A 21238-nucleotide genomic window follows, 5' to 3' on the forward strand; every position below is an offset into this window, starting at 1 on the left:
GTCTTTTGCAGTATTTACTATGAAATAAATACTAGCTTCTTTTCCATAAGCTATCTACAAAATAACCTTTTGAATCAAAAAAATGTTCAACAACTTCAAAACCTGTTTGAGCTGCTAATTTCTCGATCTGTTCTAGGTCGTATTTTTTGGATAACTCTGTATAGATTAACTCATTTTTCTCAAAGCTGATATGTTGTTGTAAATTTCTAAAGAAGATATCTTGCTTCTCAATACTTACCAAATAACTTTTGACTTCTCCCGAAATTGGATCGTAGTGACTATAAAAGTCAAATTTTGATTGATCTATTTCCGCCCCTAATTCTTCTTGCATACGATCTAAAAGATTCATGTTAAATGCCCTAGTTATTCCTTTTGGGTCATCATAAGCAAGCTTAATCGTTTGTGGATTTTTCTTGAGGTCAAAACCTGTTAGCAACTTATCTCCTTTCTTTAGATTGCTAGCAAATAACTTTAACAAGTCTATCACTTCACTATCCTTATAATTACCAATATTACTACCCAAGAATAATAATAAAGTAGGCGTACCTGTCTGTGAAAGTTTATGCAGTTCTTTGTAATAGTCTCCTATTAGAGAATCAAACTTAAGTTTTGGAAGACTCTTTTTTAGTTTTGCTTCCAAAGTTTGAATTGCTCCGCTTGAAATATCTATCGGGCTAAAGTTGAATGAAAGATCCTGTGTTAAAAAATGACGCAAAAGCTCTGTTGTTTTAAGACCATCCCCTGCCCCTAGCTCTACAACTCGATAAGTTTGATCAAATTGACAAGCTTCAAAAATTGTATTCCCTTTATTTTGAAGAATTTCAAACTCACAGTTGGTAAGGTAATATTCAGGCATATCCATAATTTCTCTAAAAATTTGACTGCCTTTGTCATTATAGAAAAATTTGGATGAAATAGACTTAGGACTTTGAGAAAACCCTTCTAAAACTTCTTTTCCGAATTCGCTTAAATTGATCTCGCTAATCTTATTCCTGTAAATTGCCATTGGTAATGTGGGTGAAAAAAGTTTCTATATGTTTTTCTACTATGGTTAGGAGAAGTAGCAACTGAAGCGCCCCTAAGTACCATTTGATTTATCATGAATTTCCCATTGTATTCGCCTATTGCGCCTTCAGCTTTAGCAAATTTAGGATAAGGTAAGTAAGCACTGTTAGTCCATTCCCAACGAGTACCCCAGTTAAATTGGTCAGAAGCCGCTTCCCATTCAAACTCTGTTGGAAGTCTCATGCCTTTCCATTCTGCAAAAGCAGCAGCTTCATAATAACTCACATGAGATAAGGTAGCATCCAAATCCAATTCTTTCATACCTGCTAGCGTGTAAGTAAACCACTTCCCTTCTATCTTCTTCCAATACAAAGGAGCATCTACCTCACTTTCCTTGCGCCACGCCCATCCTTCATCCAACCACAAATCAAATCGTTCATAACCATCATCTTCTATAAACTGAACGTATTCACGATTCGTCACCAACCAATCAGTTATTTCATAAGAATGAAGAAAAACTTTATGCCTTCCTAACTCATTATCATAACAAAATCCGTCACCTTCAAATCCGATATCATAAATTCCTTCATCGAGCTTCAACCATTGCTTTTTAGCCTCTAAAGGCTTGTTGATTTTTGTATTCGGATAGACTTCTGGTTTTAAAGGATTGAGACTAAGTGTATATTTTGTATCTGTGATAAAAAGCTCTTGGTGTTGTTGTTCATGATTTAAACCAAGCTCTAAAAGCGTTTCTAATTCGTTTATATTTTCGGGGTTAGATTGGAATAACTCGGTTATTTTCTGGTCAACGTATTTTCTGTATTCAAAGACTTCTTTTACGCTTGGGCGAGTCAACACACCTCTATTAGCTCTCTCGACTCTATCGCCAACAAGGTTGTAGTAACTATTGAATAAAAAAGAGAATTTAGGGTGAAAAACTTTATAACCCCCCAAATGCTTCTTCAAAATAAACTCCTCAAAAAACCATGTTGTATGTCCTAAATGCCATTTTGGAGGACTAACAAAAACAGCTGGTTGAGGAATGTAATCTTCGGTATGGAGTGGTTCACAAAGCGACTCAGTATAATTTCGAATTTCTAGATACCGTACAAGTGTATCGTGAGTAGTAAAAAGTTCCAAGGTTAAGGTAACTATGATAAATTAAACATAAACGTTCTTTTGAGTTACGAGAATATTGGAGAAAAAACAAGAAAAAACACGATATATAGCCTTCTTAATCATTTGTTAAGACAGAGGTGAACTAGACTTTTCATCCGATTATTACTTAATGTCTATGAATCCACATATGACTTTCACTATCATAAGTTATAACTTCACCATAACTATCTACATAGTCTAGATTGAAGTGATTTCCCAGTCTTGTGTAAAGGTATTTTCCTCTGATTAGAATACCTCCTAAAGCCGTACTAGGAACTTCCTCTAAGCAATACTTTAACTTATGTGGATATTCTCCTTTTTCATGATGAAAAGTTTCAATGTGCTGAATGATATCCTCAGCTCTTTCGTGCGTTAATTCCCCTTCATAATCTAAAATAAAAACAGCACAACCAATCGCTAAAAAACTTGAAAAGGAATAGGCAAAACAATGCAGCATTCGCTCAAACTTCTTTACCAACTTCATCAATACTCCAGCTCCAAAAGAGGCAATTGCGATAATTAATGCGATAGAAAAGGTAATGGTAGGTGATGCAAAGACAGTTTCTAATTCAAGAAGTAAATCAATTTGGAAACATAAGCTAGCAACACCAATGAGTAATGCTTTTTTCATAAGAACAATGATAGTATTAGGTTATTTTTATTCGTTAGTTCTACAAATTTAAGGCTTTAGAGAGGCTAAATGTTTCTCTTTTTGGAGAGGATAATGTTGTGTGTAAGTTTTTGGGTATAAAAAAAGCGATTTTCTCTTTTCAGAAAACCGCTTTAACTCTTGAGCGAGAAACGAGACTCGAACTCGCGACCCCAACCTTGGCAAGGTTGTGCTCTACCAACTGAGCTATTCTCGCATTTTGTGATACAAAAGTAGATGTCCGATTTGAAAAAAGCTAATTCATAAATAGACAAAATACTTAATAAAAATTAATACTATTTTTTGACTAATTTAAAGACATGATATAAAATCGTATCAATTAGGAGATAAATGTCATTGATCTTCTTAATCTAAAATTGAAATTTTGGGAAAAATTCAGACTAACTAACTATGGAAATATCAAACATTGCAATTATTGGTGGAGGGAATTTAGGGAAATCGATAGCTAATGGACTACTAAACAGTGAGTTTCTTTCTGCAGAGAACCTTTATGTGACTCGTAGAAAGCTTGAAAAACTAAATGACCTAAAAGAAAGAGGCGTTAATACGACAAATGATAATGTTTTTGCTGCTCAACAAGCTAATCTCATTATTTTGGCAATCAAGCCCTTTCAAATTAAAGACGTATTGACGGAGCTTAATACTGTTCTTGACCCCAAAAAGCATGTTTTGGTATCTGTAGTTACAGGAGCAAGTCTTGAAGACATGCAGTCTGTAGTTGGAAAAGAGATTGGTTTATTCAGAGCAATGCCCAATACGGCGATTGCCATTAGTGAATCTATGACTTGTATCTCTACCAACAATACGAGTCCTGAGGAACAAGCCACTGTAGTAGATTTGTTCTCTCAATTAGGTAAAGCGGTTATCATTGATGATTCGCTTATGGCAGCCGCTACGGTTTTAGGAGCTTGTGGTATCGCTTATGCCATGCGATTTATCAGAGCTGCTTCACAAGGAGGTATAGAAATTGGTTTTGGAGCTGAAATCTCTCAATTGATTGCCTCTCAAACAGTAAAAGGTGCCGCATCATTATTATTGGAATCTGGACTACACCCAGAACAAGAGATTGATAAAGTAACTACGCCACAGGGTTGTACCATAGCAGGCTTAAATGAAATGGAACACCAAGGCTTTAGTTCATCTCTGATCAAAGGAGTGAAGACCTCTTTCAATAAAATTAGTGATATTGAAGAAGATGTTTAATTTGTTAATATTGGAATTAGTTTAGTTTACTTTTATTTGTAATTAATTAATTCTTGAGCCTTTTAAGCTGAAGGCTAATTATTTAACTTCACGCTGTATTTTAACAGTTCACACCTTAATTTATCTGAAGGATGTGAAGTTAAATTTAACGTCAGATATTGGTTTGTGTGTAATATATAAATTCTTGTAACCTTGAAAAAGATTGCTGTATTTACTTCAGGTGGTGATGCACCTGGTATGAACGCATGTGTTAGAGCTGCGGTAAGAAGTGCTATTTATAATGGTGTTGAGGTTGTGGGTATCATTAGAGGATACAAAGGGATGATCGAAGGAGATTTTCAACCTCTATCTTCTCACTCAGTAAGTAACATTATTCAGAAAGGTGGTACTATTTTGAAATCTGCGCGTTGCGAAGAATTCAAAACGAAAGAAGGAAGAGCGAAAGCTTATGACCAATTAGTAAAAAATGGAATCGAGGGATTGATTGCTATTGGTGGAGATGGTTCTTTCACTGGTGCTGATCTATTCTTGAAAGATTTCGACATTCCTACAATTGGATGTCCTGGTACGATTGACAATGACCTTTACGGTACTGATTATACGATTGGATTCGATACAGCTGTAAACACAGCCTTAGATGCTATCGATAAAATTAGAGATACGGCTGACTCTCACGACCGTGTATTCATGATTGAAGTTATGGGACGTAACTCAGGTTACATCGCTGTTCAATCTGGTATTGGTGGTGGAGCTGAGCTCGTAATGATCCCTGAATACCAAACTACTTCAGAGGAAGTAATCCATGCTTTATCGAAAGGTAAAGAAAATAAGAAAGCTTCATCTATCGTAGTTGTGGCTGAAGGTAAAGTAGCTGGACGTGTTCATGATATCGCTAAAGATGTGAAAGAAGCACTTCCTCACTTCGATATTCGTGTGTCTACGCTTGGTCACATCCAAAGAGGTGGCAAGCCATCTGCACTAGACCGTATTTTGGCTTCTCGTATGGGTGTTGCTGCTGCAGAAGCACTATTGAACGGACGTAAGAATGAAATGGTTGGTATCATCGATGATAAAATCGTATTTACTCCATTCTCTGATGCAATTTCTAAGAGCAAGCCATTGAATGATGACCTTGTGAAAATGGTAAACGTTCTTTCTATCTAAGAATTAAATTCGATCGGAAATATAAAAAGGAAATGAGCTGTCAGTTCATTTCCTTTTTTATTTTAAGATAATCGAGTTTTTACTTAGCTATAAGCATAGGCTGCCAATCATTAGTGAAAACGTGATCAGAAATTCCTTCTTGAATCATTAGAATTTTTTCATTTTCACTTTCTGCTCTTGCCAATAAGACCTTTTCTGAAGTATCTAAATTCAATAAACTCTTATTGATAATACATGCATAAGGTGTAATAGCTGCTCTTTTTAAATCTTTCGTTAACTGTATTGCTTCTTGAACTGGAGTGTTTTCAGCCAAAGTAACTACGACTACTTTTGTATAGTTTTTGTCTTGAAGACGCATAAAAGGAGTCGTGATTTTATCCGTATTACCTGTCCTACTCTTTTTCACCATCTGATGATAATCACGCGTCTGCTCCATCAGAAGTAAAGTATGACCTGTCGGAGCTGTATCAAGTATTACTACTTTTCTTCTAGCTTCTCTGATCAGAGCGCTAAAAGCATTAAATACAGCCACTTCTTCTGTACAAGGAGACCTTAAATCTTCTTCAAGCAAAGCCAATTGATCTTCAGATAGCCCTCGTCCTTTTATTTTCAGCTCTTTTTGAATATGTCTTTCAACTTCTTCTTTCGGATTCACCGATGATACTTCAAGATTCTCATATTGACGATCTAACATCAAATGAATATGTGAAGCAGGATCAGTAGTAGAAAGATGAACTTTAATACCTTTTTCGGCCAAAGAAGTAGCTAATTCAACTGCCATACTTGTTTTTCCGACACCACCTTTACCCATCATCATGACCAATCCATGATCTTGAGAAGCTAATTCTTCCACAAGTTCTGTAACCTTAGGCATTTCGTTTTTATCATGTTCTTGGATATGGTCAGTCATACTAACCTGATGGTATAAAAAGGCCTCAATCTGAGGAACACCAACAATATCATAGGCCAAAAGTGGTGTTTGTTCAGAAGATAGTGTCTTCAAATGCGAAGGCATATCATCTAACTGCTGAGCTACAACATCATGGTATTGAACAGCTAGAGAATCCATTTTATTTTCAGACTCAAAAACACCATTCACTATCAGATATTGATTTTCTATCCCTCTTTCAGCTAAAGCTATACTTGTCTTTTCAGCCTCAAAGTTTGCGGCTCTATCTGGTCTAGTCACTAAAACTAGAGTGGTTAAGTCGCTATTTTTTAAAGTTGAAATACTTTGCTTGTACCATTGTTGGTTCACTTTCAAGCCTGAGGTTGGCCCAGCACAAGTATTTGTATCAGGATTGTCTGTGATAAAATTATCCCAAGCAGCTGGTAATTCCAGCAATCGTAAGGTATGCCCTGTTGGAGCTGTATCAAAGATAATGTGATCGTAAGTTTTACTCATTTCAGGGTCTGCCAAAAATTGAGTAAAACGGTCAAATGAAGCTATTTCTGTAGTACAAGTTCCTGAGAGTTTTTCCCTCATACGTCTAAGTTGTGCTTCAGATATTTTATCTTCAAAAGGCTTTAAAATATGCTCTCGATAATTTTCAGAAGCTAACTCTGGGTCAATATTTACAGCCGATAGGTTAGGTACTTGAGAAATTTCAACAATATGGCCATCTATTTTTTGTTGAAAAACTTGCCCTAAGTTACTCGCGGGGTCAGTGCTAATAAGAAGAGTCTTTTTTCCTTCTCTTGCTAATTTCAAAGCAGTAGCACACGACAAAGATGTCTTACCAACACCACCTTTACCTGTAAAAAAATAAAACTTCGTAGGATGATTTAGAAATTCAAGCATATAAATAAAAGCCTTGTTTGTTATACCGTTTAAACAACCAAACTTAGGATTATTTGTTGAGTCTATTAGGGAAAACTAACAGATTTTTTGAGTAAAGTAGGATTAAAAATAACTACCCGATTTAGAGTTCTATTTTTAAATCAAATAAACCTAAAAACTCAAGCATTAAAACCTTAGTAGAAAGGTAATTTTTTACCTTCAAGACCAATACCAAAACTCGAAAATCGATTACCTAATTCTTTGTTTTTACTTTAACCCAACTGACAATGATCGACACTTGGCATACCCTTATCTCATCTCAAAAAGTGGTAGGTATTTCTGAATTACTCTCTGAAAATGTCATGCTCCACTCTCCTGTAGCTTACAGACCTATACAAGGCAAACATAAAGTAATGATGTACCTTACAGCGTCATTCTACACCTTTATCAATGACAGTTTCAAATATGTTCGCGAAGTAAGAAATGGCAATACTGCCTTTCTTGAATTTGAAGTAGTTATTGATGGTACTTTTGTAAATGGAATAGATGTGATTGAATGGAATGAGGAAGGAAAAATAACTGACTTTAAAGTAATGGTAAGGCCACTCAGAGGTGTTCAGACCATTCATGATAAAATGAACATGATGCTTGAAAGTACGATATAAAAAAAGAAACGCATCCACAAAAAAGATGCGTTTCTACAAATATAGATTCTACTAATCACACAAGTTCTCTTCATTTCGATATCCTTGATTGTCTTTATACCAATCAGGGGTATCTATACCGCTAGATTCAGCCCAATTTTTAAATCGGTGATAACTGTTTGTTATATCTCGATTTTCTCTTGGCGGTTTAAAGCTATGAATAATATCAATAGCCCAAGGGTGATTATTTGCCGTTTTATAATATCGTGAGGCATTCTCATCTGAGTCATCATCATCTGTGCCAAAGAAGCTATTATCAGCTAAAGCAGTCGGCAGTTTATCTGCAAGATGGACCTCTTTAGAACGGTCGGCATTGATAAACATAAATGGATTCATATTAGCAATGGTAAGCGGTGTCCCATCTATTGGTTCTGTGAAGATAATTCTAATATCAATCTCCTCTCCTTCCTGATTACAATTGTCTTGTGTAGCATGGCTATAAGCATCCTCAAAAACAATTACAACGGTTCGGCTTCCTTGACCATCTTCCATACCCTTATCATTCAAGGTAGTTAGACTTCTTGTTCTTCTTGAGCCTGTCACAGATTCTACTAAACTTGCATCTACAGGTATCTCAACTCCAAAACCATTATGAAGATCGCCCACTAATGATTTCACTCTAAATTTACCCCAAAGCTCTTTTACTTGGTTTTGTGCATTTGCAACAAGCGTATATCTATAATTCACCACCAAATCATTGAAATCATAATCTCCTTTCTTAGGCCATAAATCTTCAAAACCATACGAACCCCATCCCAATTTACTTGGCCCATAAATATCTGTTGCTCTATCTGGGTCATTCGGATAATCATCATTAACATCCAAAACGCCATCTCCATCTGAATCCGTTTGATCTAACTCATCTTCAGTACATGGCAATGAACCTAGATCATTGATTTTATGATTGTAAGTTTTTCTAACTGTCCAAGCCCCATCAGCTTTATCCATCTCAATTAATTGAGAATTGCTATCGTTTGTCCCCATGTACAATCGATCATTACGGTCTATAGCCATCGATGTTGGTTGGAAAGGAAGATTTTCTGCACTAATACGGGTTGTATAAGCTTTTCCTTCACTATCATTCAATTCATCAATTCGATAAAGCCCAGAGAAACAACACATATAAATTGTTCCATCTAATGAAATCGCAACATCACCACCACTTACAGGGTCTTGCAAACCGACAATATCGTATGAACTTACAACTTCATTATTTATGGGATTGATTAAATGCATTTTTTGGTTGTGGGCGATATACAGAAGCCCATTGGTATTATTGAATTCCATTCTCGGATATTGCTTCCCGAATGGGTTTCCTTGATGAATTTCTTGGAAAGTACCTGCATCAATATCATAGGTACGAAGCGTTGTATTTGTATTATAATACACCAATCGGTTTGCACGATCTACAGCACAAGCTATTGAACCTCCACCTACTAAATCAGGCAACATTGAAGAATCATAGGTGTCATCACCACTCGCAATCGTAAAAAATTCACCATTACCGTTTACGCCATAAAGTACCTCAGAGCAACCTGCTGTAGCAGCTCTAGCATTTGAGTTTGTTCTTATTCTTACGTTGTTTGGAATTTCATCTGCCTCAAATACGTGTTCTACTCTTCGATTTAATACATCGAGAGTTTGCCCTCTCACAATACCCATTTGATTTCTTTCTACATAAATTTCAGTAGTAGACGTTGGCAAAGTCATGTTTATATCCAAAACACCATTTACAGCGGTACCGCCACCAATCTCTATCATCTGACGTGCTTCATCGAGGATATAGATAGTATAACTTGCACTAATTGTTGGATTTTCTTCTGTGAAATAAAGCTGAACTCCTGAAGCTGTTTCAAAATTAAAGTTTGAATCCACTCTTAAATCTTCAAAAGAAGTTCCTTCATCTTGAAGGTCTGGATTATAGTCTAGTTGTGGTTCACAGGCCACAATGCCACCTGCTAGCGCAAGTAGAAATATATAGTTTTTTCTCATTGTAGGTTTTAGGTTTACATCATGCTTGGCAGCTTGATGTATTTCTGTTCTTGATTTGTAACTAAAGTAGATAGTAGTTCAGAATACTCTCCAATATTCTTACACTATGCTAATTCTAAAACCTTCAACCTAATACCTAATTTATGAGTTCAGTGTAAAACTTTCACATTCGAAAGTTCTTCCGTTTGAAATGAATTTTCTTATTAAAATGAAAAAAGCCCAATTCAATACCTGAATTGGGCTTATATATTTCTCAATAAGAATTACTTCACTAATTCACCGTAAAGGTCAAACTCAGAAGCATCAACGATTTCTACCTCAGCAAAATCACCGATTCTGATAAAAGTGTCATCATTCACTTCTACCAAAACTTCATTATCAACTTCTGGAGAATCAGCTTCTGTTCTTCCTACAAAATATCCTCCTTCTATTTTATCGAAAAGGACTTTGTAACGATTACCAACTTTACTTTCATTGATTTCACGAGAAATTTCTTCTTGAACATCCATGATTTCATTGGCACGAGCTTGTTTTTCTTCGCCTGTCAACTTATCCTCATAAGTAAATGAATGTGTTCCATCTTCATGAGAATAAGGGAAAACACCCAAACGATCGAAACGCATCTTACGAACAAACTCGATTGTTTCTTGATGATCTTCCTCTGTTTCACCTGGGTGACCAGCAATCAATGTTGTACGAAGTGTGATATTTGGCACTTTCTCACGAATAGCCGCAACCAACTCTTCTGTTTTCTCTCTGGTGATACCTCTTCTCATCAGTTTTAACACATTGTTAGAACCTGTTTGAAGTGGAATATCCAAATAGTTACATACATTGTCTCGCTCGTTCATCACATCCAAGACATCCATCGGGAAACCTGAAGGATAAGCATAATGCAATCTGATCCATTCCAAACCTTCAATATCTGAAAGGGCACGCATCAAATCTGCTAGTTTACGCTCTTTGTAAATATCTAGACCGTAGTATGTCAAGTCTTGTGCAATCAGAAGAATTTCTTTCGTTCCTTTAACCACTAAGCTCTTTGTTTCAGAAACCAATTCTTCGATTGGCTTAGAAATGTGCTTACCTCTCATGATAGGAATTGCACAGAAAGAACATGGTCTATCACAGCCTTCTGCAATCTTCAAATATGCATAATGGTGATCTGTAGCCAAAAGACGTTCTCCTAAAAGTTCTTTTTTATAATCTGCATTTAGGGCACGAAGAAGATTAGGAACATCTCTTGTACCAAAGAAAGCATCAACTTCAGGAATCTCATTTACCAAATCAGCTTTATAGCGTTCTGACAAACAACCTGAAACATAAAGTTTATCTACTAAACCTTCTCTTTTCGCATCGGCATAACGAAGAATTGTATCAATTGACTCTTGTTTTGCGGCATCAATAAAACCACAAGTATTAATCAATACAATTCCAGAATCATCATCGGTAGATTCGTGCTCTACTTCAATGTTGTTTCCTTTCAACTGTGTCATGATTACTTCAGAGTCTACTAAGTTTTTAGAACAACCTAAAGTAATGATATTGACTTTATTCTTTTTAAGTGTCTTGGTTTTCAAGGCTAACCTATTTTAAATTTCGGAGTGCAAAATTAAGGATTCCAATTTGCTTTTGGAAACTTTACCGCTTTTGAAACAATAATCTGTGTATTCTCGCAGATTCACTTGCCATACATTAACAAAAAACACGAAGATTGACTATCTTTTATGAGTCTTTGGATATAAAACTTTTTTTTCTGAAAATCGTTTTGTAATCAATCACAAAAGAAGAAAAAAGACTTAGCTATTTAAGAAGTTAGAAACCATGGAAGAATTGAAAAAAACAGCCTTGGTGATTGGTGCTACGGGTTTGGTTGGAAAAAATCTTGTTCAACTATTATTGCATGACGCAGCATATGATAAAGTAATAGTTTTTGCAAGAAGGTCTACTAACATTGGACATTCTAAGCTGCAAGAGCACATTGTAGATTTTGACCATATTGAGAGTTGGAAAGAATTACTAAAAGGTGATGTACTTTTTTCGGCAATGGGGACTACAATCAAAAAAGCAGGAAGCAAAGACGTGCAGTACAAAATAGATTACACTTATCAGTATGATGTAGCAAAAGCGGCATCAGAACAAGGAGTCAATCAATATGTATTGGTCTCATCTTCTGGCGCTAATGCTAAATCTCCAATTTTTTATGCTCGCATGAAAGGTGAATTAGATGAAGCGGTAATCAAACTCAATTTTGAAAAGGTAGCGATCATCCGACCATCAGTCTTGGTAGGTGAACGTGAAGAAAGAAGATTTGGAGAAATGATTGGAATTAAATTGGGGAAAGTTCTTTCTGCCATTCTTCCTCCAATAGCCAAATACAAACCAATCAGAGGCGAAACCGTTGCTCAAGCCATGATCAATAGCTTAAAAGTACCTACAGATAAAAAATTATTGGTTTATGAATTAGATAGTGTTTTTACACTCGCTAAGATTCATTCAGTCTAAATCATACACGTTAAAAAACACCTAAGTCACTCAAGTCCAAATGAGTGACTTTTTTATGCCTCTTTACTAAAGTATACCAATAAATTCAGTTCAGAATCATAAATTTCCACCTCTCCTAGTTCTTGTATTAATCAATGTTAAATAATACAATTTCTGATAATCGGAATCTCTCGATTGATTATCAAATAGATAACATTTTCTATAAAGTGGCTTTACAAATTTTCACAATTGAAAATGAGAAAAAGACGATGTTTTAATGTTAAGAGATAGTGACCGAAAGGCAATTTTGTTACTTTTGCAAGTCCAAAACAGAAAAATCATTTTATACGAATTATAGAGAGACCATGAGAGTTTGGGATAAGGAATTTGTTCCGTATATCAGTAAAGAAAAACTTCATAACCGTGTCCAAGAAATGGGAAAACAGCTTACTGCTGATTATGAAGGAGAAAAGCCTGTTTTCATCAGTATCCTTAACGGTGCATTTATGTTTACTTCAGACTTGTTGAAGGAAACTAAATTGGAGTGTGAAGTTACTTTCGCTAAAATGTCTTCTTACGAAGGAACTGAAAGTACAGGGACAGTTCGTACTCTGATCGGTGTTGATAATAATATCAAAGGAAAGCACGTAATCATTGTAGAAGACATTGTTGATACGGGTCGTACAATGAAGAAAATGATTGAAGATATTGAGGCTTTAGAGCCTGCTTCTATCAAAGTAGTAACTTTGCTTTCTAAACCTGATGCAAGAGTTGTAGAAGTACCAGTTGACTATGTTGGTTTCGAAATCGACAACCTATTTGTAGTAGGCTATGGCTTAGACTACGACGAATTAGGAAGAAACATCGACGAGATTTTAATCGTTAAAGAATAAAGCAAGTCAGAGAAAGAAGTATGTTTCTTTCTCAAAAAATTATATCTTGAATAAGCTCCAATGGTTATCTTGCTATTGGAGCTTATTGCTTTTTAGACTATTGTATAACATATAACGTTGAAGACCATGGCTTTAAATTTAGGAAGGTTAAAAGAACTGGTCGCACAAGGTGAAGGGGAACATATCGAGTTCAAGAATAAAGCAGCAGACCCTGTCAAAATCATGAAAGAGGTTGTTGCTTTTGCTAATAAATCGGGTGGATACTTGATCGTGGGCGTCACAGATGACGGAGGAATAAAAGGTGTAAAAGATGCTATGGAAGAGATGTTTGTTTTAGAGCAAACAATTGCATCTTATTGCAAACCCGTTGTCAATTACGATGCTTTTACCGTAAATATAAATGCCCACAAACAGGTAGTGGTTTTCAAAATTCATGAAAATGAACGAAAGCCCGTTTTCTTGCTATACAACAAAAATAAGAAGATCGGCAAAGCATATATCAGAGTTGAAGACCGAAGTGTACAAATGAGTCCTGAGCTAAGGTCCATCATGAAAGCAAGATGGCGAGGCGACGAAGGCTTATTTTCCTTTGGCGAGAAAGAACGTAAACTTATGCAGTTTATGGAAAACAACCCGAAAACCACCGTTGAAGAGTTTAGCAAGTCAGAAAATATCCCTCTAAAAGAAGCTGCAATGCTTTTTGTACAACTGACTATTTCAAATGTACTTGAAGTGATACCTGGTGAAATGAGTGATTACTTCATGTTGGTAGAAAAAGATGATGAAGTATAAGGAAGCAAGACATGTTTCCTTTTTTTAATACTTCTACACACATTTATCTCAATCATCTAAGGACTTACAGCTGTGCTTTTTAGTACAATTCTGCTAAATTGCAGGACTATTGGAAAAAGGCGATTTTCATATCCCTTTATGAGTGATTGAATTGAAAAGAAGCATATGTTTTTTAATCAGAATATCCGTTACTTACGCAAACTTCACCAATTAACCCAAGCTGAATTGGCGAAAGAAATTGGCTTAAGTAGAAAAAATATAAGTGCCTACGAAGACCGCTCTCAACCTAAGTTGAATGTTCTTCTAAAAATAGCACAACATTTTAATGTCTCTGTAGATCATCTTCTTACTCGAAACTTGGGTGAAGAAGCCATCAAAGCGAGTTCTGTCGTTGAAGAAAATGAAAAATTCACTTCTGGAACAAATCTCAGAGTCCTAAGTATCACCGTAGATCATGACAATAACGAAAACATTGAGCTAGTTCCTCAGAAAGCTTCTGCTGGTTACGCAAGTGGTTTTGCTGATCCAGAATTTTTGAAAGAACTGCCAAAATTTCAATTACCATTCCTTTCTGCCAATAAAACCTATCGTGCTTTTGAAGTAAAAGGGGATTCCATGTTACCGCTTCTACCCGGAAGTATTGTGATTGGAGAATTGGTTTTGGATTGGAATGAGCTTCGTGAAGGTGAAATCTGTGTAGTCATCGCAAAATCAGAAGGCGTCGTTTTGAAAAAAGTATACGACAAGCTGAAAGAGCGTAACAGCTTCCTATTGAAATCAAATAACCCTCAATATCCTCACTTTGAACTTCCTATTGATGAAATTCAAGAAGTTTGGAGATATTCTGCGCACATCGCTTCTAGTTTCCCTGAAGATGTGATGGATAGAGATGATTTGAATCAGACCATTGAGCGTTTGAAAGATGAAATCTACGAACTGAATCATCAGAAATAATCAACGAAAACAAGCTTGAGAGGCTAGAAATATAAACATTGAGCAATGAGTAAACTGAAAGAAAGATTTATAAAATACGTTCAGTATGATACTGAATCTGTACCTGGAGTTGAGCAAATTCCAAGTACAGCTAAACAATTTAACCTAGCAAAAGACCTTGCTGAAGAGTTGAAAGAAATTGGAATGACAGATGTTTCAATTGATGACAACTGTTACGTTATGGCTACGCTTCCCGCCAATGTAGAAGAGAAAGTACCAACTATCGGCTTTGTCGCTCACGTTGATACATCTCCAGATCTTACAGGTAAAGATGTAAAGCCACAAGTTTGGGAAAACTACGATGGTAAGGATATTGTCTTGAACAAAGAACAAAACATTGTCCTTTCAGTAGAAGATTCTCCTTTATTGAAGAATTATGTAGGTCAAACGATCATCACTACTGATGGAACTACCCTCCTTGGTGCAGATGATAAAGCAGGTGTTGCAGAAATTGTAACAGCAATGGATTACTTGATTCAGCATCCTGAAATTAAACACGGAGATATCAAAGTTTGCTTCACTCCTGACGAAGAAGTAGGTAGAGGTGCAGACTTATTTGATGTTGAAAAGTTTGGTGCTGATTGGGCTTATACTCTTGATGGAGGCCCACTTGGGGAATTCGAATATGAAAACTTCAATGCGGCTTATGCAGAGCTAACTTTCATTGGTCATAATGTACACCCAGGTACAGCTAAAGACACAATGATCAACTCCATGATGACCGCGGCTCGTTTTATCAATGCTTTGCCGGCCAATGAAGTACCAGAACATACTGAAAAATACGAAGGTTTCTTCCACTTACTTCAAATGGAAGGTGGTGTAGAGAAGACTACTCTAAAATATATCATTCGTGATCACGATCGTCAATTGTTCGAAGACCGCAAAACATTGATGAAAGAAATCGTGAAAGAAATGAATGCATCTTTTGCTGAACCAATGATTGAATTGGTGATCAAAGATCAGTACTACAACATGAAAGAAAAAGTAGTACCGAATATGCAGATTGTAGAATTGGCTTTACAAGCTTACGACGAGCTTGGAGTGCCAAAAGATGTAAAAGCTATTCGTGGAGGAACTGACGGCGCAAGACTTTCATACATGGGATTACCTTGTCCGAATATCTTTGCTGGAGGTCATAATATGCACTCTCGCTACGAATTCGTTCCTTTAGAAACAATGGAGAAATCTGTGGAGGTTATCTGTAGAATTGTAGCATTGAACTACGAAAGATTTAAATAAGAAGTGCTAAACTTCTAAAAATAAATGAGCCCTTAACAATTGATGTTAAGGGCATTTTTGTATCACATTGTACTATACAAGCGTTATTTAGTACTAAATGTAATTTGATAGTTATCTTTAACAGCCTCTAAAATTGTATTCAACTTCAGTGTCTTTCCTCTTTTATAAAAGACATTCAGTTTTTTAGACTGCATATTACCTTCTTCAATTTCCCCTGACTTGATAGCACTCACAGCCAAGTTGTAATATTGTAAAGCTGATAATTCCTTTATATCTACTTTTTCAGCAAGCCCTTCGCCTTCTAAAGGAAGTGGAGCTGAAATTGTACGTATCCCTCTTGTACTATTCGCATTCAAATGCTTAGACATTCTTCTTTCAACTTGACTTTTCTTATAAATGAATCCATTTACAGGATCTGTCGTTTCTAGGAAGAGCTTTTTCCCTTCTTTGGTCTGGACCGTGATAAAAGCATGAACGTCACTAGAATAAAGTTGATATTCAATACCGTTTCTCTCAAAGATATGGGCAAACAATAATGAACCTGACAAACAACCGAACTCTTTCGTTTCAAACATATCAGCGAAAAGACTTTCTCGATTGTAATGTACCAAATGAGTTCTATGCAATTGGTTGAACAATTTTCTGATTGCTCTAAACTCACCTTTTTTAGATTTCCAAGTAGCAAATTCATCACTGATTGAGTCAATCTCATTTTCAATCACTTTGATTCTGCTACCTCTAATAGAAGTACTTGGAGCTAAACCTAAATAAAGAATATTCTCGCCTGTATTGATCTGCTCAGGGTGATTTAAAACAAAATGTTCAAGAGGTGAATTTGTAGCTGTACGTGGGAATACTTCTTGAGCATTTGTGCTTAATGCCATGTTTAAAACGATGAAGATCAATATGGATACGAGAGTTTTCAATAGGCTACTTAATGTTTAGTTCAATTGTTATTTTGATGTAACACAAATGTAACATTAAATTAACATTAAGCAAAATGAAAAAGTGTTTGTTGTACTTTTTTACATCAGAATCATTAATTATGATTGATAAAAGTCAGATTTCATTGCACTTTACTAAGTAATATTTAGTTTACATTAAATTCACATTTATAATGAACCAAGTTATAAATGGACTATTTTTTGATTTTAATTTGTATTAATGATATGTTTGCGAAATTTTATTTAATCCAAAATGAAGGGAGATGGGAAATGAAATGAAGGCAAATTTGAATGGTTTGTTACCAGAAAAAGACCCTATGGGCTTTGCAATCAAAGATTATTTTGAGAAAAAAGATAAATCCATTGAGGTGACAGTCCTTTCAGACTTCAGTGATCCTGATGTAATTCCATGTGAGTTGTTATTTCGTTCAAAAGCCAAAATGCCTAAAGCAGAACAAGTTGCCTTAGAACATTGTAAAGGAGAGGTTTTAGACATTGGAGCTGGTGCCGGTTCTCATGCACTCGAATTACAAAAAATGGGTTTAGAGGTAACTGCAATGGATATTTCAGGCCCAGCACTAGAAGTAGCCAAGAAGAGAGGAGTAAAGAAAACCCTACACCAAAACATATTCACTTACGAAGCAAAAAAATACGACACGCTTCTTCTCATGATGAATGGTATTGGCTTAGTTGAAAACCTTGAAGGCCTAGAGTCATTTTTGAAGCATTGTAAAAAAATATTGAAAGAAGATGGTCAGATTATCTTTGACTCATCAGATATTCTTTACCTCTATCAAGATGATGACGGATCATTTGTGGTTGACTTAGCTGGAGATTACTACGGCCAGCTTAAATATAAAATGAAATACAAAGATATTGAGGGAGATGAATTTGGTTGGCTTTATGTCAGTTATCCTGTTTTGGAAGAATATACCGAAAGACTAGGATATAATCTTGAAGCCCTTTATGTTGGCGAACATGATGAATTTACAGTAAGACTGACCCTAAAAAAGTAGAGTCAATCATCTAAAAATATCTTCTTTGAAATCTGGGTGGGAATTGTGCTGAAAGAATCAACGCATTATTTCGCCCAGATTTTTTTTAACCATTAAATCAGAAAACCTATGCTAGAACTAACAAGAGCGCAAGAATCGCGAGCGGCAATTGAAAGACTATATGTCGTGATGAGACACCTCTTCAATAGAGGATACTATAAACCCGGAGGAGCTTCAGGACAAGCCATAAAAAATGATTTATTGGTTTTGTCTCCTGAAATATATGGCTCAATGAAAGATCAGACCAAAGTAGAACTTGATGGCTTGGTTTATGTGATCGATAGATTACCAAAAGGCATAGAAGAGTGTCGATTTATTAAACTCGTTTCTGAAGAAGGCTATGAAAAATCCACATTCAATAAAATTATTCCATCAGCAAGAAGACGTAATTGCTATCGAGTTGATCGAGAAAATATGCTTATTGAAGTCACTAGAGGACGCAGTGAAATCTATGACGTCCTTACCCACCTTACTTTTTTATATCTAGAAGCTGATAAAATTGTCAGAAATGCTCAAGATTCTAAGAAAAGATTGTTGAGAGAATGGCAAAAACTTGAAGAGATTGTTACTGGAAAAGAGAAAATAACAACTCAAAATGAGGAGATAGCATTCACCTATTTAAGTACAATTCTTGGTCGTACTTTTGATGAAACCAAAAGAGCTCACGCTAGACTTGTCGCAAATGATGATAAAAATAATGGGCTTTTCCACATTGTATATTGGTTAGGAAAAGTAGCTCTAAACGAGTTTCAGAATGAGGAAGATCGTGAAATTACATTCTCACCAACCCTAAGAGCTAGAATTGGACATCATATTTATGGAGAACAATGGGCAAATAAGATTAAAGGTCTACTTCATGAACATAACTTATTAGAGCGACCAATCCATATTGTAAGTGCAAATTTACATTCTGTGATGAATAGCCTTTATGCTTATGCAGCACTTAAAGAGCACTTTGGAGATAATAAAGATTTAATTGAGATAGTTTCTGAGCTAAGTAAAACTCAATCGGCAAAACTTCGAAAAGAGATCGAGAATTATGCACTCCAATACGGAATGTACGTAGTTGACGATGATAATGGAACACATATTACGGCTCAAATATTTGATCTTGAAAAAGTAAATGTAGACTTATTACCCGAAGGAATTACGGCTAATAAAACAAGCCTCAAAAAACTGAAACCTGTCATCATTCTGATGGATTACGCCTTTGGTGAGCAAGCCTTCGAGACTATGGATGAACTCTTAAAACCTTTTGAGGATAGCAAAAAACTCAAAATGAATGTAGAGTCGATCTCAATCATGGGGAAAGCAGGTATACTTCATGGTGGTAAAGGAGATCTTATGATTCCGACTGCTCATATTTTTGAAGGAACTGCTGATAACTATCCTTTTGAAAATGATCTCACGAAAGATGATTTCAAAGATGTAAGTGATTTACAAGCTTTTGAAGGGCCAATGATTACGGTGCTAGGAACCTCACTTCAGAACAAAGACATTTTAGCTTTTCTTAGAAATTCATCTTGGGGAGCTATTGGTCTAGAAATGGAAGGTGCTCATTACCAAAAAGCGATACAAGCCGCATCAAAAATTAGGAAAAATATAAAACCAGATGTGACGCTAAGGTATGCCTATTATGCTTCTGATAATCCTCTTCAGACAGGACATACATTAGCTTCAGGAAGCTTAGGTATGACAGGTGTAAAACCAACTTATGCAATCACTCTGAAGATTTTGGAGAAAATTTTAACCTCGAAAGCATAAAAAATTATACTAATAATGATTTAAGGGTAAGGAAAAGCGATTTCCTTACCCTTATTTTTTCACAGAAAACATATCCAATTCTTTATACTAAAAAGTTCATAATTAATACAATGGTAACATCTAAGATTATCATATTATACACTTTAAGTCATACTTTTGCCTCACAATAAATTTTTTAAACTTTGAGTTCCATCTAATGCTTTAATAGAATGGTAAATAACAGAGCAGTTCAATTTATTGGAAGACTGTTTAAAGTGCTTGTAGTATTATTTGTCTTTTTAGTTGCCCTAGAACTGATGAGCAAAGGTTTTAAACTTTTGGGAGGTGATACGGCCAAAGACATTTTTAGTGTAACTGACAATCCATTTATTGGATTACTTATTGGAATGTTGTCTACTGCTATTATTCAAAGTAGCTCAACTTCTACTTCTATGATTGTTGCTATTGTAGCTTCTGGTTCACTCACGCTTCATCAAGCGGTTCCTATGATTATGGGAGCCAATATTGGTACGAGCGTTACGAGTACCATTGTTGCTCTTGGTCACATGGGTGACAAAAAAGAATTTAGGAATGCAATCAGTGCAGCCACCGTACATGATTTCTTTAATCTGATTGTAGTTACAATTCTTTTTCCACTCCAAATCACAACACACTTCTTATCTAATCTTGGAGGTTCTTTAGCAGATTTCTTCTATGATATAGGTCTTAGTGGTTCTGGAGAAGTATTTAATATTCTTTCTGTCACTGTAAAACCAGCAGCAGGTTTTCTCGGAGGACTCATCGAGTATAACCACTTTCTAATGATTGGTCTTGGTGTCGTGATCTTGTTCATTTCTTTAAGAGTTTTCACCACTTTGCTAAAGTCATTCTTTGTGGGTACATCTCAAGAGAAAATGGAACAAATCGTCTTTGGAAGCCCTATAAAATCATTAACATGGGGAACTCTCATTACTGCTGGAGTTCAATCTAGTTCTGTAACTACAGCTCTTGCTGTACCTTTAGTTGCAGCAGGAAAAGTCAATTTGAAACAAGTATTTCCATTTTTGATGGGGGCAAATATTGGAACAACGGTTACAGCATTGCTTGCTGCTCTTTCACAAAACGAAGCAGCACTTGCCATAGCATGTTGTCACTTATTATTCAATTGCCTTGGGGTTGGTATTCTATTCCCTATTCAATTCATTAGAAACATACCTATTTTCTTGGCAGAACGTCTTGGTAAATTATCTGAAAAATATCGTTTTATAGGCTTAGTCTATATTTTGGTCGTCTTTTTCTTGATTCCTTTCTCATTGATTTATGCTACATCAGAAGAGTTTGGAACTTATGATGTTTCTAGAAATACACAAGAAGAGACGCTTGCCAAAAGAGAACAGATATAAGATTTACAATCTTCTT

At 35.7% G+C, this 21238-nt stretch carries 18 protein-coding genes and 1 tRNA gene; 11 read left to right on the plus strand and 8 right to left on the minus strand.

Annotation, left to right across the window (positions count from 1 at the left end):
* Window positions 1-31 precede the first annotated feature (31 nt).
* From BC781_RS07995 to BC781_RS08010, 4 genes are all read right to left on the minus strand, one after another.
* Complete coding sequence (locus BC781_RS07995) at window positions 32-1006, minus strand: L-histidine N(alpha)-methyltransferase (RefSeq protein ID WP_109616719.1); 975 nt, start codon at window positions 1004-1006, stop codon at window positions 32-34.
* Complete coding sequence (gene egtB, locus BC781_RS08000) at window positions 967-2145, minus strand: ergothioneine biosynthesis protein EgtB (RefSeq protein WP_109616720.1); 1179 nt, start codon at window positions 2143-2145, stop codon at window positions 967-969. Before egtB ends, BC781_RS07995 begins: the two co-directional genes overlap by 40 nt.
* A gap of 145 nt (window positions 2146-2290) precedes the next feature.
* Complete coding sequence (locus BC781_RS08005; RefSeq protein ID WP_109616721.1) at window positions 2291-2794, minus strand: hypothetical protein; 504 nt, start codon at window positions 2792-2794, stop codon at window positions 2291-2293.
* Window positions 2795-2956: 162 nt separating this feature from the next.
* A tRNA-Gly gene (locus BC781_RS08010) sits at window positions 2957-3029 on the minus strand.
* Between the two features lie 194 nt (window positions 3030-3223).
* On the opposite strand from BC781_RS08010, the gene proC reads away from it, so the two are divergent.
* Entirely contained in the window at window positions 3224-4036 is an 813-nt protein-coding gene (gene proC / locus BC781_RS08015; RefSeq protein ID WP_109616722.1) for a pyrroline-5-carboxylate reductase, read from the plus strand.
* 192 nt (window positions 4037-4228) lie between these two features.
* Entirely contained in the window at window positions 4229-5200 is a 972-nt protein-coding gene (pfkA, locus tag BC781_RS08020; protein ID WP_109616723.1) for a 6-phosphofructokinase, read from the plus strand.
* A 79-nt stretch (window positions 5201-5279) separates the two neighbouring features.
* Here pfkA and arsA read toward each other — a convergent pair whose 3' ends face one another.
* On the minus strand, window positions 5280-7001 hold the full coding sequence (gene arsA / locus BC781_RS08025; RefSeq protein WP_109616724.1) for an arsenical pump-driving ATPase: 1722 nt from the start codon (window positions 6999-7001) through the stop codon (window positions 5280-5282).
* Window positions 7002-7267: 266 nt separating this feature from the next.
* Between arsA and BC781_RS08030 the strand changes: the two genes are divergently transcribed.
* Window positions 7268-7645: a nuclear transport factor 2 family protein gene (locus tag BC781_RS08030; protein WP_109616725.1), complete on the plus strand. Its 378-nt coding sequence runs from the start codon at window positions 7268-7270 to the stop codon at window positions 7643-7645.
* Window positions 7646-7696: 51 nt separating this feature from the next.
* Here the strand turns inward: BC781_RS08030 and BC781_RS08035 are convergent, their stop codons facing one another.
* Together BC781_RS08035 and rimO are read right to left on the minus strand one after the other, a co-directional pair.
* Window positions 7697-9676 carry an LruC domain-containing protein gene (locus BC781_RS08035; RefSeq protein ID WP_109616726.1) on the minus strand — a complete coding sequence of 660 codons (1980 nt, stop codon included), beginning with the start codon at window positions 9674-9676 and terminating at the stop codon, window positions 7697-7699.
* Between the two features lie 263 nt (window positions 9677-9939).
* Window positions 9940-11256: a 30S ribosomal protein S12 methylthiotransferase RimO gene (gene rimO / locus BC781_RS08040; RefSeq protein WP_109616727.1), complete on the minus strand. Its 1317-nt coding sequence runs from the start codon at window positions 11254-11256 to the stop codon at window positions 9940-9942.
* A 244-nt stretch (window positions 11257-11500) separates the two neighbouring features.
* Between rimO and BC781_RS08045 the strand changes: the two genes are divergently transcribed.
* The 5 genes from BC781_RS08045 to pepT all read left to right on the plus strand — a co-directional run bounded on the left by BC781_RS08045 (window position 11501) and on the right by pepT (window position 16077).
* Complete coding sequence (locus BC781_RS08045) at window positions 11501-12181, plus strand: NAD-dependent epimerase/dehydratase family protein (protein ID WP_109616728.1); 681 nt, start codon at window positions 11501-11503, stop codon at window positions 12179-12181.
* Window positions 12182-12525: 344 nt separating this feature from the next.
* Window positions 12526-13053, plus strand: coding sequence for a hypoxanthine phosphoribosyltransferase (hpt, locus tag BC781_RS08050; protein WP_109616729.1), 528 nt, complete (start codon window positions 12526-12528; stop codon window positions 13051-13053).
* A gap of 126 nt (window positions 13054-13179) precedes the next feature.
* Window positions 13180-13845: an AlbA family DNA-binding domain-containing protein gene (locus BC781_RS08055; protein WP_109616730.1), complete on the plus strand. Its 666-nt coding sequence runs from the start codon at window positions 13180-13182 to the stop codon at window positions 13843-13845.
* 165 nt (window positions 13846-14010) lie between these two features.
* Entirely contained in the window at window positions 14011-14799 is a 789-nt protein-coding gene (locus BC781_RS08060) for an XRE family transcriptional regulator (RefSeq protein ID WP_109616731.1), read from the plus strand.
* Between the two features lie 45 nt (window positions 14800-14844).
* Entirely contained in the window at window positions 14845-16077 is a 1233-nt protein-coding gene (pepT, locus tag BC781_RS08065; protein ID WP_109616732.1) for a peptidase T, read from the plus strand.
* A gap of 83 nt (window positions 16078-16160) precedes the next feature.
* Here the strand turns inward: pepT and BC781_RS08070 are convergent, their stop codons facing one another.
* On the minus strand, window positions 16161-16961 hold the full coding sequence (locus tag BC781_RS08070; protein ID WP_109616733.1) for a hypothetical protein: 801 nt from the start codon (window positions 16959-16961) through the stop codon (window positions 16161-16163).
* Between the two features lie 323 nt (window positions 16962-17284).
* On the opposite strand from BC781_RS08070, the gene BC781_RS08075 reads away from it, so the two are divergent.
* The 3 genes from BC781_RS08075 (at window position 17285) to BC781_RS08085 (ending at window position 21222) form a co-directional block, all read left to right on the plus strand.
* Window positions 17285-18037: a class I SAM-dependent methyltransferase gene (locus BC781_RS08075; RefSeq protein ID WP_109616734.1), complete on the plus strand. Its 753-nt coding sequence runs from the start codon at window positions 17285-17287 to the stop codon at window positions 18035-18037.
* A 108-nt stretch (window positions 18038-18145) separates the two neighbouring features.
* On the plus strand, window positions 18146-19840 hold the full coding sequence (locus BC781_RS08080; RefSeq protein ID WP_109616735.1) for a DUF6909 family protein: 1695 nt from the start codon (window positions 18146-18148) through the stop codon (window positions 19838-19840).
* A gap of 209 nt (window positions 19841-20049) precedes the next feature.
* On the plus strand, window positions 20050-21222 hold the full coding sequence (locus BC781_RS08085; RefSeq protein WP_109616736.1) for a Na/Pi symporter: 1173 nt from the start codon (window positions 20050-20052) through the stop codon (window positions 21220-21222).
* The last annotated feature ends 16 nt before the right edge of the window (window positions 21223-21238 follow it).

It is taken from the genome of Sediminitomix flava (assembly GCF_003149185.1).
Lineage (GTDB): Bacteria > Bacteroidota > Bacteroidia > Cytophagales > Flammeovirgaceae > Sediminitomix > Sediminitomix flava.

Coding starts and splice junctions, on each gene's coding strand:
- BC781_RS08030 (WP_109616725.1), top strand. CDS start 7,268: ATGATCGACACTTGGCATACCCTTATCTCATCTCAAAAAGTGGTAGGT.
- BC781_RS08060 (WP_109616731.1), top strand. CDS start 14,011: ATGTTTTTTAATCAGAATATCCGTTACTTACGCAAACTTCACCAATTA.
- BC781_RS08075 (WP_109616734.1), top strand. CDS start 17,285: ATGGGAAATGAAATGAAGGCAAATTTGAATGGTTTGTTACCAGAAAAA.
- pepT (WP_109616732.1), top strand. CDS start 14,845: ATGAGTAAACTGAAAGAAAGATTTATAAAATACGTTCAGTATGATACT.
- BC781_RS08055 (WP_109616730.1), top strand. CDS start 13,180: ATGGCTTTAAATTTAGGAAGGTTAAAAGAACTGGTCGCACAAGGTGAA.
- hpt (WP_109616729.1), top strand. CDS start 12,526: ATGAGAGTTTGGGATAAGGAATTTGTTCCGTATATCAGTAAAGAAAAA.
- BC781_RS08005 (WP_109616721.1), bottom strand. CDS start 2,794: ATGAAAAAAGCATTACTCATTGGTGTTGCTAGCTTATGTTTCCAAATT.
- BC781_RS08085 (WP_109616736.1), top strand. CDS start 20,050: ATGGTAAATAACAGAGCAGTTCAATTTATTGGAAGACTGTTTAAAGTG.
- BC781_RS08035 (WP_109616726.1), bottom strand. CDS start 9,676: ATGAGAAAAAACTATATATTTCTACTTGCGCTAGCAGGTGGCATTGTG.
- BC781_RS08070 (WP_109616733.1), bottom strand. CDS start 16,961: ATGGCATTAAGCACAAATGCTCAAGAAGTATTCCCACGTACAGCTACA.
- proC (WP_109616722.1), top strand. CDS start 3,224: ATGGAAATATCAAACATTGCAATTATTGGTGGAGGGAATTTAGGGAAA.
- arsA (WP_109616724.1), bottom strand. CDS start 7,001: ATGCTTGAATTTCTAAATCATCCTACGAAGTTTTATTTTTTTACAGGT.
- BC781_RS07995 (WP_109616719.1), bottom strand. CDS start 1,006: ATGGCAATTTACAGGAATAAGATTAGCGAGATCAATTTAAGCGAATTC.
- BC781_RS08080 (WP_109616735.1), top strand. CDS start 18,146: ATGCTAGAACTAACAAGAGCGCAAGAATCGCGAGCGGCAATTGAAAGA.
- BC781_RS08045 (WP_109616728.1), top strand. CDS start 11,501: ATGGAAGAATTGAAAAAAACAGCCTTGGTGATTGGTGCTACGGGTTTG.